We start from the raw sequence: 14,960 nt of genomic DNA on the forward strand, positions 1-14,960 counted from the left end.
ATGAATTAGTAAAAAATATTGAAAATCTACTTGAAGAACCAGTTAAATCTTGGCGATTCAATAACAAAAAGGTGAAGCATGTGGGCTTAGTCTGTGGTAATGGAGGGCCAACAGCTTGCCTTAAGGAAGCAGTTGAAAATAAGTGTGATGTATACATTACAGGTGAATGTAATTTGTATACCATTCAATATGCTCAGTTTAAAGGGATAAATCTTATCATTGGGAGTCATACTTTCACAGAAATCTTTGGAATTCAAAGTTTAGCATTGAAACTGAATGAGAATAAAAAAGTACTTAAAATAGTGAGACTTAATGAAAAGCATTATGAAGCGAATATAAAATAACACATAACATTCTAATTTAACGACTAAAATAAAACCAAATAATTATTAAAATACTGTACTATTCATGAAGGAATTTTACAGTATTTTTATGTGGCAATTTAAAATCCACAATCACTTTTCTATAAATTATGTATATAATCTACATATTGTTATAAAAAAACAATGCCAAACTCCTACAACTTTCCAAGTCACTGATAACTTATTCCATGAAGTATTATTTGTACCATGGCTCTATACAGTTTGTACAATATTATTTTATATATGCTGCTTCAAGTAGCTCTAACATTTCATCACTAAAACCATACTGACTTTCGTTTTTATTGGCTTTGCAAGCCTTTTGATATATATTAAGAAACTCAATAGGGTCTCCAACTACTTTCCCTACAACATCATTCCCAAATGTGTTGCTTATTGTTTTTGCTAGAAAGTATCCAATAGTATGAAATCTCACATCTTCACTAAGAAATTTCACCAGCTCCTTAGATGTCTTTCTACCTTTAAGAATTTCAGTAATGAGGTTATTTGTTTCTTTTATATAGTAACTTATATTTTGCAAAGTCTCGCTGATTTGTCCTGGCCTTGCATAACCAAAATCCGAGTATATTTTAGCTGTTTCCTGAAAATTGCATAAATCAGCAGTCCCCTCTGATTCGAACCAAAATAATGCTTGCCCAATTCCCTCATATTCTTCTTTCCATAGGTATTCTTTCTCAACTTTACTCCTTAGTATATGGTGAAGTTCATGAGCAAGAATTCTTGATATTTCATCCTCACTATATTGAAGTAAAAATGGCACATCAATAATAATGCTTTTATTTCCACCAGCATTGGGTGCAAATACAAGAACTATGACTTCTATGCTATCTTCAAATACATCATTAGGGATGTATTTACTTGCAATTTTTATAAATTCTCTACTTTCAATTGCCTTTTGGATTCTATGTTGCACCTTATTTAGTTCTACTATATTACTTCTTGCTTTTTTTAAGTGGTCTGCTCCTTGCAATTGAATTGATGATAGTAATACTGAATTTACTGTATCATCATCGCACTGAAAACCCTTTGAAAAATATTCTATCCAGTGTTTCTTGTGAGGTAATCCCCAATTTGCTCCCATAAGGTCAATGGCTTTAGTATATGAATTTATGGATAGCAATCTCTCAACATCACTGTTTGATACTGATTTCTTTTGACACAACTCAGCGAATGAATCATAACCTGAAATATCTAATATAACTTCACCTATTTTTTCGCACATTTTTATCCCCCTACTAACTTCAACATAAAGACATTTCTAACTAACTAAATTTATATTTCATGAATTTACCTTGATTTCTTTATATATCTGGCCACTTTCAGCCAAAGCTAACTTAAATGCATTGTTACTTATATTCCATTTAAGGTTATTTATAGCTATGAATTCAACCCAGTATAATTTCTTTTCTGCTTTATCAACTAATGTTATAAGTCATCATAAATTCAATATTACCAAAATCTTTTAGATAATTGTATCAACTCTCCAGTTAGTGGATTAACAATAAAAAAGTATTTAATGCCCTCTTCTGATGCAACTTCATAATAATATGCTCTATTAGATACGAATAATTGTTTAGGGTTATTACTAAGAGGTATGGAATTTTTGCCCATTGAGTAATAATTAAATGAAATATTTTTGTTTTGTCCAAAATGTTGTTCAACCTTCAGTTTCCCTTCAATATATGTATAGTTAGGTAGTGTGAAATAAATTGTTACAGGTAAAATAAATGATATTAGTACTGCAATAACAATCCTTAACTTATAAAAAACTTTTTCTTTTATAAATAATGTTTTATATACATCAGGTTGAAGTATGAAAGGCATAAAAATCCCCACTTGGTATATTCCCACATAATCTATATACACCTTATAACCAAAGTATGCTTCTACTGCTGTTACTAAAATAATAACAATAAATATAAAGTTTTTTGCTTTCTTATCTTTAAGCATTATTTCTTCTCCTCTTAAATTTCTCTTACTATCTATTTTATCACAAGCTTTGGTAAAAACAGGATAAACTATCATACTTTTCAAATAAGTCTCCATGGAAAACCTATACCTTATTCCCTTTAGTCAATTGATGAAGCCATCTTTTTATACTCTTCATTCACTACAAATGAACTTTACAGTGATAATTTATTTATTCTGTGATTATTAAGGTGATGCTGAAGTTCTAATTTCTTAATCATTCTTGTTGAAAAGCACAAAAGCAAAAGCTTATGAATAAGATAAATGATACTGAAATTAGGAGGTGAAGAAATGGAAATGCCAGTTATCATAAAGGGAGTTATTTCTTTATTTTTAATAATGCTCGCAGGTATATATTGTGGTAAAAAAGGAATCATAGATGGCAGAGTGAGTAAGGGGCTAACCTCTATACTTCTAGACATAGCACTGCCCTGCATGATTATTACCTCTTTTAACTTCTCCTATGATGAAGCTGTGAAAAGTAATGTTTTGAAGACCTTTTATTATAGTTTTGCAACATATATTATACTTGCACTTGTATCTAAGATTTTAACGATACCAATAAAAAAAGAAAGAAAGATCATACTGCACTTTGCAAATATATTTACTAATACTGGCTACATTGGTTTTCCTATATTAAATGCTATATATGGTGCAGAAGCAGTTATGTACGGTTCAATATTCAATGTGTTTTTTAATATTTTTCTTTGGACCTATGGAATTATCATCTTTAAAGGTAACCTAGAGAAAAATGAGCTGATAAAAGAAATACTTAAGGCATTGCGGAACCCATCACTTATTGCTGTTTATCTTGGAATAGCTCTGATGGTCTTTGATCTGAAACTTCCAGAAGTAATTTCAGCCAGTGCTAATTCTATAGGCACCATGACCGGTCCATTATCAATGATTATAGTTGGCGCAGCTTGCTCTAAGATTAACATAAGGGAACATTTAACGGACTTAACATTATACTATGGCATAGCTGTAAAACTAATCATAATCCCTTTGATTCTATATTCTATATCCATATTAATAAAAGACAGATCCGTAGTATCAAATTCACTGATTATTTTAGGTTCTATGCCTGCTGCTGCAATGACTTCCATATTTGCAGATAGCTTTAATATAAAAAGAGAGTATGCTGCTGTAGTTGTAGTTGCCACTACGCTGCTGTCCATATTCACCTTGCCTGTACTTCTACGGATAATAATATAAAAACCATCCACTTCACTAAATATACTTATGTTTTTTACGTTCTAAATATGAAAAGCATTAAGAACTTCAAAACTCTTAATGCTTTCTTCAGTTATAATTTAATTGTTTTTAGAGATTACTGGAATTAATATTCTAGCTATATTATAAAAAGAGAGGAACTAAATAAAAATTAACTGAGGAAAGTTCGTGTAAATAAGTGTAACGTATAAAGGAGCTAAGCTCTTAACTCAACTCCTTGAAATATGTATTAATTTTATACTGTAATCTATATCTATATGAATATATTATGATTTATCTAATATTAATTAGCTTCAAATTTACCAAACAGTAAATCATCATAATATTTATCTTCTATGAAAAAGTGATCTTTTAATCTTCCTTCTAGCTCATACCCGTTCTTCTCTAGTAATCTAGCTGAACCGATATTTGCCCCCACTACACTTGCATGAAGTTTATGAAGCTTAAGAGATTCAAAACCAAATTTACTCACCAAAGCTATACTCTCTGTGCCATACCCCTTGCCCCAATAACCTCTATTAAACACATAACCTACTTCAGCTTGGTTTGCTTCTTTGTCAAAATTAAAGAGCATAACAGTGCCTATAACTTTGTCATTTGATTTTAATACAACAGAAGCATACAAATGAGTACCTGCTGATTCACGCCTTACTAGTTCCTCAATAAACTCACGTGTTTCATCAGGATTTTGCATAAGTCTCCAACCTATAAATCTTTTACATTCCTTATCTGAAGTATATTCATGCATATCTTCTGTATCCTCAGTGCTTATTAATTTAAAATAGATATCTGTTCCTTCTAGTGAATGAAATAAATCTTTGTCCATGTTTTTCTCTCCTTAAATTTTAGTTTAGTATATATTTAAATAATAATTTGCCCCAAGTTTATTATATATAAATCTTTGTTATTTGTATAAATGAGGCTCAGGATAAAAGTATTCAATGAATATCTCCATTTGAACTTTCACTATTTTAAAGTTGCCTTGAAGCCTTCAAGTTCATAATATATAAAGCTTTATCATATAAAATTAGAACTCTAATAAATTATTGTATTTCATCATAAGTTAATCCCTTAGGAGATTCATCAGAATAACTGCTTGAATCATCATAATTTTGTGATTTCCATTTATTTAAAACATCAGTACTTACAATTGTATTTGGTGGTAATTTGAGCTCCTCAGGATTATCCAAAAGAAGTGTTTTTCTAAGCTCATCAATGTTATTTACTTTCTCTGAAACCACTGTACTTGTATAAGGATATATACTGCTTTCAACTCCGTTATAACACATAAAATGTCTTATTAATTGGCTTGTGTTAGGATTTTTCACATCATTACTTTCAAGGTACTCATCAACTAGAACATAATATATTAGATTAGGCTTAATACTGTATTCCTCATTCTTTTCATTTGTTTGATTTCCTGAGTTAACTTTAGGTTCATTTATGGTTTTATCCAATTGAGTAACCTTTTCCTTAATGTTATTTCTACAACCAACTATAAAAAAAGTAAGCAATAATAAGCCCCATAGCATCCTATTTCTTTTCATTTTATCACCTCTCACACAAACTCTGATAGATAACAATGATTATTGTAATTTAACACTTAAGATAACTTTTAAATGTAATTTTCACTTTAACTTTTAATTAATTTTCATTAATTTTTAGCAACTTATGTAGTTTTAAAGTAGAAGAAAATACAATATATACTTTTTAACTTTATCTTATATACTGTTTTGCTTTTCCTATTAATATTACTAAATAATTTATAAAGTGGAATAATACCGGAAATAGCGCTATATATACGTTAATTAAGTTATATTCGATCACAATAAATCCAAATATAATGAGATATGCTGAATTTAAAATTGAAATATATAACTGTAGCCTTAAAAACTTGTGTTCATTAAGTATGATTTTGTTATCTCCTCTATTGTAAATATTTACTTTTTTTCTTGATATAACAGAATAAACAAGAAAGATTATTCCTACACTAACCATGAATGCACCAAGAGTATTCAATTTATTTCTCCTTTATTATGATATTACTTCCTTAATTTCATCAATTCTTACTGAAAAATTTCTTATATATCAAAAATCCTATCTCACTACTTGCTACTGGTTTACCCATAATAACCCTTAAATGCCACAGTGTCTTAAAATCAGTGCCCTCATACTGGACAATTATATTTCCCTTGGTATAAAACTTAACTGCTGTTCCCCAATCTATATATGCTGTCCCTATCTTATTTGCACCTTTTGAAATTGTTTCTGCCGCAGATTCTGCTAGTTCCTCTGTTTCAAATTCATAAAAATTTATATAAGAAAAATTCTTAATTATAATAGCTTTATGTATATTAGAAAACTGAAAAAATTTAAAATTATTCTCTGGCATCTCAATAACTTCATCATTATAACCTTTTGACTTCAAAGCAATAATAAAGTCCTGTGAATTTTTTATGTCTTTACCATTATTAAAGATACCGAATAAAGTAACAGAAAGCATAGCAATTACTATAGCTAACATAAATACTTTAACCCATGTTCTTTTAATAAGCTTCAACATTAAAAACACCCTGACTTATCTTTATTTACTCTAAATGATTTATTATCTATTGCCTTTTATACAGCTAGTACACCATCAAGGTGGTCATATTCATGTTGTATTAATTCAGATAAATCCCCTGAAACCTCTAAAACACAATCCTTCCATTCCAAATCTTTGTAGTAGATTGTACACTTTTCATATCTATATAGCTTCACTTCTAACCCTGGGAAGCTCATACAATCATCCCACATCTCAAATTTTTCAGTGTCACTGACTTCTAGTCGAGGGTTTATTAAGGCTATTGAGGAACCATCAAAATTCATATATATTATTCTGAAAAACTCATTAATTTGAGGAGCTGCAATTGCTCTCCCAAAACCATACTTTTTTCTGAATTCCATCATTGTATCATGTAAATCTGTAACTACTTGTTTAGCTTTATCAATCTCATCCTTTGATACTTCCTTACAAATTGTATATAAATTTTCATTTCCTAATAACAATATTTCTCTTGAAGCCATAATTTTTACCCCCTAAATACTATAAATTTATTTATAGTTACCATTGTGTAATTAAAATCATTTAGGATTTTTCTCATAAACTCCACCAGAACCCATTAGTCCTCTTATAAAGATACGGTTATGCTCTTTGTCATTCTTATATTCCATAACCCAATATGGCCATATATAGTCGGTTATTATTCTTTTACCTTCTATGGCTATTCCTATAGTTTTGCCTAGGCCTTCTTCATCAGAAATATCGATAGAATTGCTACGAATATAAATACTATTGTTGATTATTACTGTATTGCCATTATCTTTCATTTCATATCTATCTAAACAAAATCTTGTGTATATAAAGAATGTTATTATGAACATAACTAATAAGATCACACTAATAAAAACTATTTTTCGAATTCTCATTGCATTCCTTCTTTCACCAACAAGATAATTAAATTACAACTATACTTCACAATATCTTACTCTGCCACAATTAAGAATAGTATTCTGTAAGTTATTTTAGAACTTTTGAAAAAATAACTATATCTTCTATTGCCACTCCATCGTTATTAAGCTCAATTTCTATTAAAGCCACTTCATTTATTTTGCTGCTTATTCTAGTTATGTGGTTTTTACAGTACTTAAAGGCTTGTACCATATTTTCTTCGCTTAGTCTACTTGCTATAGTGCAGTGTGGGCTCCATTTTCCAGGTAGATAAAATGAATTTTCATTTTCGTTAAATAATTTAAAGTAGCTATGATGACCCTTATGAAACTCAAACAGATCAGTGCTTATGGTTGGAGCAATAAACAAAGTTCCTGTGTTAACAAAAGTTCCTAATATGTTTAATGAAATATCTATTTTTGATTTGTCTTTGTAATATTTATTTAACAGTTCAATGAATCTGTTTTTATCCAAATTATCATAATCTGCAATAGTAATATGCGGTCTCTTTCCTTTGTTTTCTACTCCATATTGAGTAACATTATTATCACTCAAATCACTCCATATTTTCTTTAATTGTGCTTCGGTTTCATTATCTAAATAACCTACAAATGCATATGCATACATAAAATCTCCCCCTAGAACTTGTTCTTATATCCAGCTGTTTCAAAAACAATTCAGTGATCCAATATATTCTTTATTAACATATCCCTTTTAAAATGTTTTAAGAGAACCATATATACCTTAAGGTTTGACTTTGGTCCCCCTGCATTCTACTTATTTCCCATTCTGAATATCTTAATATTTTCTGATAAATTCGCCACCATATTACCTAACTCCTTTAATGAACACTAATTTCTTATTTAGAGGCTATTTGTTCTTCTACTGCAATATTCAATAATATAAAAGTTGTGTGATATCGTTTATTATTGAACACAAAGAAAGAAGTTATCTAATACAGATTATTTCTATATTAGATAACTTCTTTTTTTGGAATTATTTAAGTCTGAGATTGATATTATAAATTTCTTTCGTAAGCTTCTACCATTCTCTTAACCATTTGTCCGCCAACAGAACCTGCTTCTCTAGAAGTTAGATCTCCATTGTAACCTTGTTTTAAGCTAACTCCAACTTCTTTTGCAGCTTCCATTTTAAATTGGTTTAAACCTTCTTTAGCTTCTGGTACTAATGCTCTGTTGTTACTTCTGTTTGACATACAAATCCTCCTCTATTATACATAAATTGTGTCATTTGACACTTGTATTGAATGTAATATAAGTTTGTGCAATTTCACCTATATTAAACTAGGATTTTGGAGGAAATACTGGGAAAAATAAGTAACCTTTGCAATTCTAAGGCTGATTAAGCTTCTTTTGTAAGGTAGGGAAAATTTTAATGTTAAGTATCCTACAGATTTCACTGCATTTCCCACTATATTAGGCAGTATCTGGCGTGTCTCACTTCATCGAGAAGAACACAATAATCAAAAATTACTTAACATTAAAACTTTGATAAATGATAAAGTCATAGAGTAAATGTGCTTATTTTAATTTTACTTTTACGCTTTCATCCACAAAAATTGTTTTTCTATATCCACTTATATTCATCTTAATAGCATCTTCCTTCTTAATATCAAATCCATCCACAGGCTTAAGTCTCCAATTAGTATTTTCTATATACATTGCTGGATTCTTTCCCCTTATTTCATCCCAGTTTAGAAGTGCATCATAGAATTCATATTTATTATTATCTTTATCTATATAGTAAGCTTTAGTATAATTTCCCCCAGTAGAAAAGTACTTCTCTGAACCGAAGCCTTCAACAGAATAAAAGTTGGTTGATAATATTTCATAGTCCTTATTATAAAGTGGTTGTTTTAAGTCAAAAGCAATTTCCTCACCAACTTTTAAATTCTCTACATATAGCTTTGTTCCAAGATAATCAAATTCCTGAGGTGCAGTTTCATCTAGCTTAATGGTAAATTCCTTTGGCTCCTCCTCAGTAATCTCTTTATTTATCCTACTTATCTTTATTTCAAGATTCTTAGGTTCATCAAAATACATGGATTCAAAAGTCATTTCAGAATCCCCAAACCCAATGCTTGAATAGGGGTTCCAGTCTCCATGTCCAAAGTTGTAGTGCTTATATTCTCTGCCATTGGCAACTATTCTCACATCTTCTAGGCCTATTAGTTCTGCATTTTTATTTGTGCCACTGGTGTGACTAAAGCTTAGTTTAGTAAGGGTTGGTGCTATGGTTATTTTATTGAAATAAATAGTGTAGTCATCAATCTTGACACTTGCCTTGATATCATAAGTTTTGCCTTCATATTTCTTAATTGGGATTTCAAAGCTCCAATTTCCTTCTACTTCTTCTAAAGAGCCATCCACTTTTGTCTCAAGCTTATTAAATGAAAGATTTATTGTTTTTTTCTCAGTATCAATAGGATACAAGGTCAAAATCCCCTTACCTTCCTTGCTAAACATAGAGGTATACATTTCTATATCTGTATCTTCTAATTGCTTTACCCATCTTTCTTTTATATCAATTCCATCATTATATTTCACTCTGTATTCTTTGCCACTTTTTAAGTCCTCAATTTTATATGAAATTAAAGTTTGAAGATTATCTGCCACTACATCCGTAATAGTAATCTTAATATCCTTATCTATTTTAGATATATTTAATCTATCTCCCTTTCCCTTATCTACAATATTCTCAATTCGGGGTTCGGGGTTCATTAACTTGAAAAGCTCAGCAAAGGGAAACTTATCTGCAAATACGGTGCCCACTGACAAAGTTAAAATCACTGCAGCAATGAAAAATACCTTTAAAGGTCTTTTCTTTCTCTTTGCTTCTGGATTATTTATTTTCAAAGCTCTTTCTCTAATCTTATCCATAAAGTCTACTGGTACATTTATCTCTTCTTTGTTTTCATTTATTTCATTAACTAAACTTTTAAGTTCCAACAATTCTGCTCTACATTCTGAGCAACCCTCCAGGTGGATATTAATATTTAGTTTTTCTTCATCAGCTAAATTGTCCTCTAAATAATCTATAAAATATTGTTTAACCTCATCACACTTCATATTTAATCCTCCCTTCTCAATATATCTTTCAGTATTTTTAATCCTCTGAATAGCTTCGTCTTGACAGTTCCAAGGGGCATATCTAACATTTCTGCTATCTCCTTTTGAGAATAGCCACTGTAATACTTTAGAATGATTAACTCCTTGTATTCCTCTTGAATCTGCTTTAATCCATCAATAAGATCCAATCTTTCAACTTGATTTTCTGAATCTGAATCTTTTATATCAATTTCTACATACTCTGAAGGCTGCACTTTACGTCTATATCTCAATGTTTTTCTACATTCATTTAGCATTATTGTAATAAACCAGCTCTGAAAAGCCTGTTCCTTTTGAAGATTGTTAATCTCTTCGACAACCTTAATTATAGTGTTGTGAAACACATCCTCAATATCTGATTCATTTTTAAGATAAGACCAACACAGCCTATAAAGTTTCTGTTTATTTTCATCTATCCACTGCAGTAAAATCTCAACTTTTCCTCTTTTAATACTCTTAATAACCATGGATATATCCATTTCATCAATCACTATCTCACTCCCTTTCTACACTAATAAGATTCATAACCTATATAAAAAGTTTCAGTATTTAAAAAAATATTTTCCGCGTAAAAACAATATATTTAAGTAGCAACCTATTTTCACCTTATGGGGTTTCAACAATCACCTTTTAGGAAAGACGATACAACAAAATCACAAATTAATTTAGCTTCCATATTGTATTTTACAAATCAAAGATTATGTATCTATATACCAACTATACCATCCCTTGTCACAAAATGCATAGAATGAAAAATGATGTTGAATTTATCTAAGTTTAAAACTTAATCATAAAAAACTATTTATTTTTGCAGAAAAAAAACAATCACCCAATAGGTGATTGATTTTAATTATTTTGCTAATAATTGAGCAACTAATGCTTTATTTCCTTCTATACATCCACCACATCCAGTACCGACTTTTGTAATTGCCTGTACTTCTTCAAAAGACTTAGCACCATTTTTTATAGCATTCATTAAGTCTTGTACGGTAAGTTTAAAACATCCACAAACTACTGCATTTTCATTGATTTTTCTTTCTAGTAATAAATCATCTACTAATTTTTTCACACTACCTGTACAATTTCCACAACCAGTACCTACCTTAGTAATGGCTTGTACCTCTTCGAAGGAATTAGCACCATTTTTTATAGTATTCTTTATATCTTCATCTGTAACTTTAAAACATCCACATACTACTTTGCTATTATTCAACCTATTTTCACCTTTTGCTTTAAAGATTTTTGAAATTATTGATTTTATCATTTGTAAATTCCTCCATTTAAGTGTTATTTTATTTAAACCTTTTTTCTATTAAAATGCCGGCAAGCTATTTATGTCTTCAACTCAGGACTTAGATTTAGACTTAACAAAGTACCTTTATGAACAAAATTATTTTGTTACACCAAAATAATTTTTTCATAGGTTGAGCAACTACTATTATAGAAGCCTACAGATTTGAAGCTTTCAAACTGCTTTTAAATACTATTTAGACTTTGAAGTAACTTCTCTATTTCGATTCCATGAACTGCAGCCGCTTCCTCTATACTCTCACTTTGAGATGCAGGGCAACCAATACACCCCATACCAAAGCTCATTAATATTTCAATTGCTTTTGGCCCCACTTTAACTATATCTTTTATTAATGTTGTTCTTTCAATTTTCATTTCATACACTCCTTATTAATTTCTATTTATTTGAACTTAGTTTTCTAATTACTTACTATCTTTTCACTTGGATAAACATACTGCTAATTAATTTTCTGCAAAACACATATTTTCTATTTTTTTGTTTACTTGTAAATATTACTAATTAGTAATATCACTCCAAAAGATAAGGTGTACATATTTATACACCTTATTTTTCTTTGTTAATATAATTGAATTTCTTTTCACTAATATCAATACATTGAAAATATCATTAATTAGTTTTCTTCTTGAACAAATTATTTAAATACCTTAACTCTCTCTTCTAATGGCTGAAATTGTTTTTCATCAGGCTGTGCTGTTGGTTTTCCAAAAGGCATTTGCGCTATTAGCTTCCAGCTCACTGGAACACTCCATGCATTTTTAACTTCAGCTTCAATTAATTCATTATAGTGTTGAAGAGATACTCCAAAACCTTCTATTTCTAAGGAAGTCCATATAACAAATTGGTGCATTCCGCTTGATTGCTGTGACCAAACTGGGAAGTTATCCTTGTAAAGAGGAAACTGATTTTGAAGACCTTCAACTATGCTGTTATCTTCAAAGAATAAAACAGTGCCATATCCACTTTTGAATGAATTTATTTTTTCCTCAGTTGGTTTAAACTTGTCTGCAGGAACTATTTTTCTTAGAGCTTCCATTGTAATATCCCACAATTTATCGTGCTGCTTATCAAGCAGTAAAATCACTCTAGCACTTTGAGAGTTAAAAGCTGATGGTGTATGTTTTACTCCATGTTCAACTATTTCCTTTATTCTTTCATCTGATACTATTTCTTCCTTACTTATACCATAGAATGAACGTCTTTCTGCTACTGCAGAGTAAAAATCTTTTTTCATATTAATAATCCTCCAATTTTATTTAATTATTTTACTTTAATTTTACTTTAATTTTACTTTAATATTAATTTTATTTACTTAAACTGATATTTAATACCTATTTTTATTACTTTAATAAAACTTAACAAATTCATCAGCGGGTTTTCTATAGCCCCTTATTTTATTGCTAGTGTTATCCATTTTTCCCATGGTAATCATTATAACTGGCACTTCATTATCTGGAATATTTAATATATCACTGATTTTAGCTTTATCAAAATATATCATTGGACATGTATCCCAACCTTTATTTTTAGCTAATAACATAAATAACATGGCTGATAGTGAAGCATTTCTTATAGCTTCATCGTGTTTAAAGCTTTCTCCCCAACCTTCGTAGAGATTATTAATAGTGTTAATCATAATGTCATATTCAGTTTTATCAATCATTCCCAATAATCTTGAGCCTTCATAGATTTTATCCGCTGACTTATATGCATTTTTATTACCTGTAACTATTATTGTGGCAGAAGCAGTTTTTATTTTATATTGCTTATAGGCTGCATCATAAACCTGTTCTGTAAGTGCCTTGTCTTCTACAACATAGTATTTTCCGTGTTGTAGATTAAAGGCAGATGGTGCTAAAGAAAGTTCTCTAAATATATCTTTAAAATCCTCTCTTGGAATTTGAATGTTTTCTATGAATTTATTAGCTGATCGTCTTTCCCTTACTACTTCTAAAAATTCTTTCATTAATTACCCGTCCCCCATAAAACAAATTTAATTTATATTTTATTTACCTTTACTTCCATTTTCATGAGTTTTCATGAATAATGGCCTAAACTTTATTTTTATTGACTTTTTTCCATTTCAATTATTAAATAATGTGAAAGAGATTTAGCTTTAATTTTTATATTCTCTTCAATGATTTCCATTGCATCTCTTGGATTTAAATCTATGCCATTAATATTTCCTTCACCTTCTATTTGTACTAAATAAGCCTGCCTGCCTTTTTTAACTTCAAACTCTATTTCTTTGTTTTCTTCTAACTCTAAGGCTGATAGGTTTACGTCTTGATTAATCTTAACAGGTGCATTCCCTTCTTTATTTGATACCATGTGAAGCCACTTATCTTTTCTCTCTTCCCACTGGAATCTATATTCTCCGTAATTTGGTTTATATCCTGCTTTATCTGGATAAATCCATATTTGAAGAAGTCTTGCTACATCATCACCTAAGTTATGTTCACTATGATAAATTCCAGTACCTGCGCTCATATATTGCACTTCTCCACGTTTTAAAGTTCTTTTGTTTCCCATGCTATCTCCATGAGTTAGTTCACCGTCTATCACATAGGAGATAATCTCCATATCCCTGTGAGGATGAGTATCAAACCCTGTTTTTGGATTTATTAAATCATCATTAATAACTCTTAAGCTTCCAAACCTTATATTATTAGGATTGTAATACTCTGCAAAAGAAAAGTGGAATTTACTTTTTAACCATCCCAAGTCACTGGAGCCCATGAGTTTACTTTCTATCTTTCTTAACATTTCTATACCTCCTGTTTTAAATATTTCAATTAAATTTTTCATTAATCTATTACTAATTAGTAATATTATTTTAAAATGCAAGGTGTATTACTTATACACCTGATAATTTCTTCAATAAACTTATTAAATTTTTCTTTTCTTCCGCTGTTAAACTGCTGAAAATTTCATTTATGTTTTCAACATGCTTTGGAAAAATGCTATCGATAATAGCTTTTCCTTTGTCTGTTATACTTACTAAACTAACTCTTTTATCTTCAGGATCTTTATATCTCATAACCAGTTCATCTTTAACTAAGTTCTCGATAACCACCGTCATGTTTCCACCTGTTGAAAGAGTTTTTTCTATTATTTCTTGAACTCTTAAAGCACCTTTATGGTACAAAACTTCTAGGACTGAAAATTGTGAAACCGTTAGGCCTCCTTCTTTTATAGTTTTATATTCTCTTTTATGAACACTATTTGTTGCTCTGCTTAATGCAATTAAAGTTTTTAAATTTAGATCGTTTAATTCTCCGTAAGATGTTTTCTTGTTATCCATGTCTTAATTTTATTACTAATTAGTAATAATGTCAATAGCTTTTTAATTTAAATTTATTCTAACTTGTTTTTGAAATTATATAGAAATTTAAATGGGTAATAAAACCTCACCATATCTTTTGGATCCAGCTATAAAATCAAATTCCTTA

Annotated in this window: 19 protein-coding genes; 2 read left to right on the top strand and 17 right to left on the bottom strand. The window is 29.7% G+C overall.

Translation table 11 applies throughout. The features are described from left to right. A partial coding sequence (locus RR409_RS01830) for a Nif3-like dinuclear metal center hexameric protein (protein ID WP_332556014.1) occupies window positions 1–344 on the top strand: 344 nt, incomplete at its 5' end. 250 nt (window positions 345–594) lie between these two features. Here the strand turns inward: RR409_RS01830 and RR409_RS01835 are convergent. Both RR409_RS01835 and RR409_RS01840 read right to left on the bottom strand, forming a co-directional pair. After that, a complete protein-coding gene (locus RR409_RS01835) occupies window positions 595–1,602 on the bottom strand; it encodes a DUF5700 domain-containing putative Zn-dependent protease (RefSeq protein ID WP_332556015.1) in 1,008 nt (335 codons plus the stop codon). 227 nt (window positions 1,603–1,829) lie between these two features. After that, window positions 1,830–2,414, bottom strand: a complete 585-nt coding sequence (locus RR409_RS01840) for a hypothetical protein (protein ID WP_332556016.1) — start codon at window positions 2,412–2,414, stop codon at window positions 1,830–1,832. A 225-nt stretch (window positions 2,415–2,639) separates the two neighbouring features. Here RR409_RS01840 and RR409_RS01845 point away from each other — a divergent pair, with 225 nt between their 5' ends. Further along, the gene (locus RR409_RS01845; RefSeq protein ID WP_332556017.1) at window positions 2,640–3,563 is read left to right on the top strand and encodes an AEC family transporter; all 924 of its coding nucleotides are present in this window, start codon (window positions 2,640–2,642) and stop codon (window positions 3,561–3,563) included. Between the two features lie 301 nt (window positions 3,564–3,864). On the opposite strand, the gene RR409_RS01850 is transcribed toward RR409_RS01845, so the two are convergent. From RR409_RS01850 to RR409_RS01920, 15 genes are all read right to left on the bottom strand, one after another. Next, window positions 3,865–4,407 carry a GNAT family N-acetyltransferase gene (locus RR409_RS01850; RefSeq protein ID WP_332556018.1) on the bottom strand — a complete coding sequence of 181 codons (543 nt, stop codon included), beginning with the start codon at window positions 4,405–4,407 and terminating at the stop codon, window positions 3,865–3,867. Window positions 4,408–4,624: 217 nt separating this feature from the next. Next, window positions 4,625–5,128: a hypothetical protein gene (locus RR409_RS01855; protein ID WP_332556019.1), complete on the bottom strand. Its 504-nt coding sequence runs from the start codon at window positions 5,126–5,128 to the stop codon at window positions 4,625–4,627. 512 nt (window positions 5,129–5,640) lie between these two features. Continuing rightward, entirely contained in the window at window positions 5,641–6,144 is a 504-nt protein-coding gene (locus RR409_RS01860) for a hypothetical protein (protein ID WP_332556020.1), read from the bottom strand. Between the two features lie 56 nt (window positions 6,145–6,200). Continuing rightward, window positions 6,201–6,647, bottom strand: coding sequence for a peptide deformylase (locus tag RR409_RS01865; protein WP_332556021.1), 447 nt, complete (start codon window positions 6,645–6,647; stop codon window positions 6,201–6,203). A 57-nt stretch (window positions 6,648–6,704) separates the two neighbouring features. Continuing rightward, window positions 6,705–7,049: a hypothetical protein gene (locus RR409_RS01870; RefSeq protein ID WP_332556022.1), complete on the bottom strand. Its 345-nt coding sequence runs from the start codon at window positions 7,047–7,049 to the stop codon at window positions 6,705–6,707. Between the two features lie 91 nt (window positions 7,050–7,140). Then, window positions 7,141–7,698, bottom strand: coding sequence for a 2'-5' RNA ligase family protein (locus RR409_RS01875; RefSeq protein ID WP_332556023.1), 558 nt, complete (start codon window positions 7,696–7,698; stop codon window positions 7,141–7,143). A 391-nt stretch (window positions 7,699–8,089) separates the two neighbouring features. Further along, window positions 8,090–8,287: an alpha/beta-type small acid-soluble spore protein gene (locus tag RR409_RS01880; protein WP_332556024.1), complete on the bottom strand. Its 198-nt coding sequence runs from the start codon at window positions 8,285–8,287 to the stop codon at window positions 8,090–8,092. A 325-nt stretch (window positions 8,288–8,612) separates the two neighbouring features. Beyond that, window positions 8,613–10,160, bottom strand: coding sequence for a DUF4179 domain-containing protein (locus tag RR409_RS01885; RefSeq protein ID WP_332556025.1), 1,548 nt, complete (start codon window positions 10,158–10,160; stop codon window positions 8,613–8,615). A 2-nt stretch (window positions 10,161–10,162) separates the two neighbouring features. After that, the gene (locus RR409_RS01890) at window positions 10,163–10,690 is read right to left on the bottom strand and encodes an RNA polymerase sigma factor (protein WP_332556026.1); all 528 of its coding nucleotides are present in this window, start codon (window positions 10,688–10,690) and stop codon (window positions 10,163–10,165) included. A gap of 359 nt (window positions 10,691–11,049) precedes the next feature. After that, window positions 11,050–11,463, bottom strand: coding sequence for a (2Fe-2S)-binding protein (locus RR409_RS01895; RefSeq protein ID WP_332556027.1), 414 nt, complete (start codon window positions 11,461–11,463; stop codon window positions 11,050–11,052). A gap of 212 nt (window positions 11,464–11,675) precedes the next feature. After that, window positions 11,676–11,864, bottom strand: a complete 189-nt coding sequence (locus RR409_RS01900; protein WP_332556028.1) for a DUF1858 domain-containing protein — start codon at window positions 11,862–11,864, stop codon at window positions 11,676–11,678. A gap of 278 nt (window positions 11,865–12,142) precedes the next feature. Then, on the bottom strand, window positions 12,143–12,742 hold the full coding sequence (locus RR409_RS01905) for a nitroreductase family protein (protein WP_332556029.1): 600 nt from the start codon (window positions 12,740–12,742) through the stop codon (window positions 12,143–12,145). Window positions 12,743–12,853: 111 nt separating this feature from the next. After that, window positions 12,854–13,474 carry a nitroreductase family protein gene (locus RR409_RS01910; RefSeq protein WP_332556030.1) on the bottom strand — a complete coding sequence of 207 codons (621 nt, stop codon included), beginning with the start codon at window positions 13,472–13,474 and terminating at the stop codon, window positions 12,854–12,856. Between the two features lie 98 nt (window positions 13,475–13,572). Further along, window positions 13,573–14,274, bottom strand: a complete 702-nt coding sequence (locus tag RR409_RS01915) for a pirin family protein (RefSeq protein WP_332556031.1) — start codon at window positions 14,272–14,274, stop codon at window positions 13,573–13,575. 91 nt (window positions 14,275–14,365) lie between these two features. After that, on the bottom strand, window positions 14,366–14,812 hold the full coding sequence (locus RR409_RS01920) for a MarR family transcriptional regulator (RefSeq protein WP_332556032.1): 447 nt from the start codon (window positions 14,810–14,812) through the stop codon (window positions 14,366–14,368). Window positions 14,813–14,960: the final 148 nt, after the last annotated feature.

The organism is Clostridium sp. (genome assembly GCF_036642255.1).
GTDB lineage: Bacteria > Bacillota > Clostridia > Clostridiales > Clostridiaceae > Clostridium_J.

Coding starts and splice junctions, on each gene's coding strand:
- RR409_RS01920 (WP_332556032.1), bottom strand. CDS start 14,812: ATGGATAACAAGAAAACATCTTACGGAGAATTAAACGATCTAAATTTA.
- RR409_RS01850 (WP_332556018.1), bottom strand. CDS start 4,407: ATGGACAAAGATTTATTTCATTCACTAGAAGGAACAGATATCTATTTT.
- RR409_RS01865 (WP_332556021.1), bottom strand. CDS start 6,647: ATGGCTTCAAGAGAAATATTGTTATTAGGAAATGAAAATTTATATACA.
- RR409_RS01845 (WP_332556017.1), top strand. CDS start 2,640: ATGGAAATGCCAGTTATCATAAAGGGAGTTATTTCTTTATTTTTAATA.
- RR409_RS01915 (WP_332556031.1), bottom strand. CDS start 14,274: ATGTTAAGAAAGATAGAAAGTAAACTCATGGGCTCCAGTGACTTGGGA.
- RR409_RS01870 (WP_332556022.1), bottom strand. CDS start 7,049: ATGAGAATTCGAAAAATAGTTTTTATTAGTGTGATCTTATTAGTTATG.
- RR409_RS01900 (WP_332556028.1), bottom strand. CDS start 11,864: ATGAAAATTGAAAGAACAACATTAATAAAAGATATAGTTAAAGTGGGG.
- RR409_RS01905 (WP_332556029.1), bottom strand. CDS start 12,742: ATGAAAAAAGATTTTTACTCTGCAGTAGCAGAAAGACGTTCATTCTAT.
- RR409_RS01885 (WP_332556025.1), bottom strand. CDS start 10,160: ATGAAGTGTGATGAGGTTAAACAATATTTTATAGATTATTTAGAGGAC.
- RR409_RS01835 (WP_332556015.1), bottom strand. CDS start 1,602: ATGTGCGAAAAAATAGGTGAAGTTATATTAGATATTTCAGGTTATGAT.
- RR409_RS01875 (WP_332556023.1), bottom strand. CDS start 7,698: ATGTATGCATATGCATTTGTAGGTTATTTAGATAATGAAACCGAAGCA.
- RR409_RS01910 (WP_332556030.1), bottom strand. CDS start 13,474: ATGAAAGAATTTTTAGAAGTAGTAAGGGAAAGACGATCAGCTAATAAA.
- RR409_RS01895 (WP_332556027.1), bottom strand. CDS start 11,463: ATGATAAAATCAATAATTTCAAAAATCTTTAAAGCAAAAGGTGAAAAT.
- RR409_RS01855 (WP_332556019.1), bottom strand. CDS start 5,128: ATGAAAAGAAATAGGATGCTATGGGGCTTATTATTGCTTACTTTTTTT.
- RR409_RS01860 (WP_332556020.1), bottom strand. CDS start 6,144: ATGTTGAAGCTTATTAAAAGAACATGGGTTAAAGTATTTATGTTAGCT.
- RR409_RS01880 (WP_332556024.1), bottom strand. CDS start 8,287: ATGTCAAACAGAAGTAACAACAGAGCATTAGTACCAGAAGCTAAAGAA.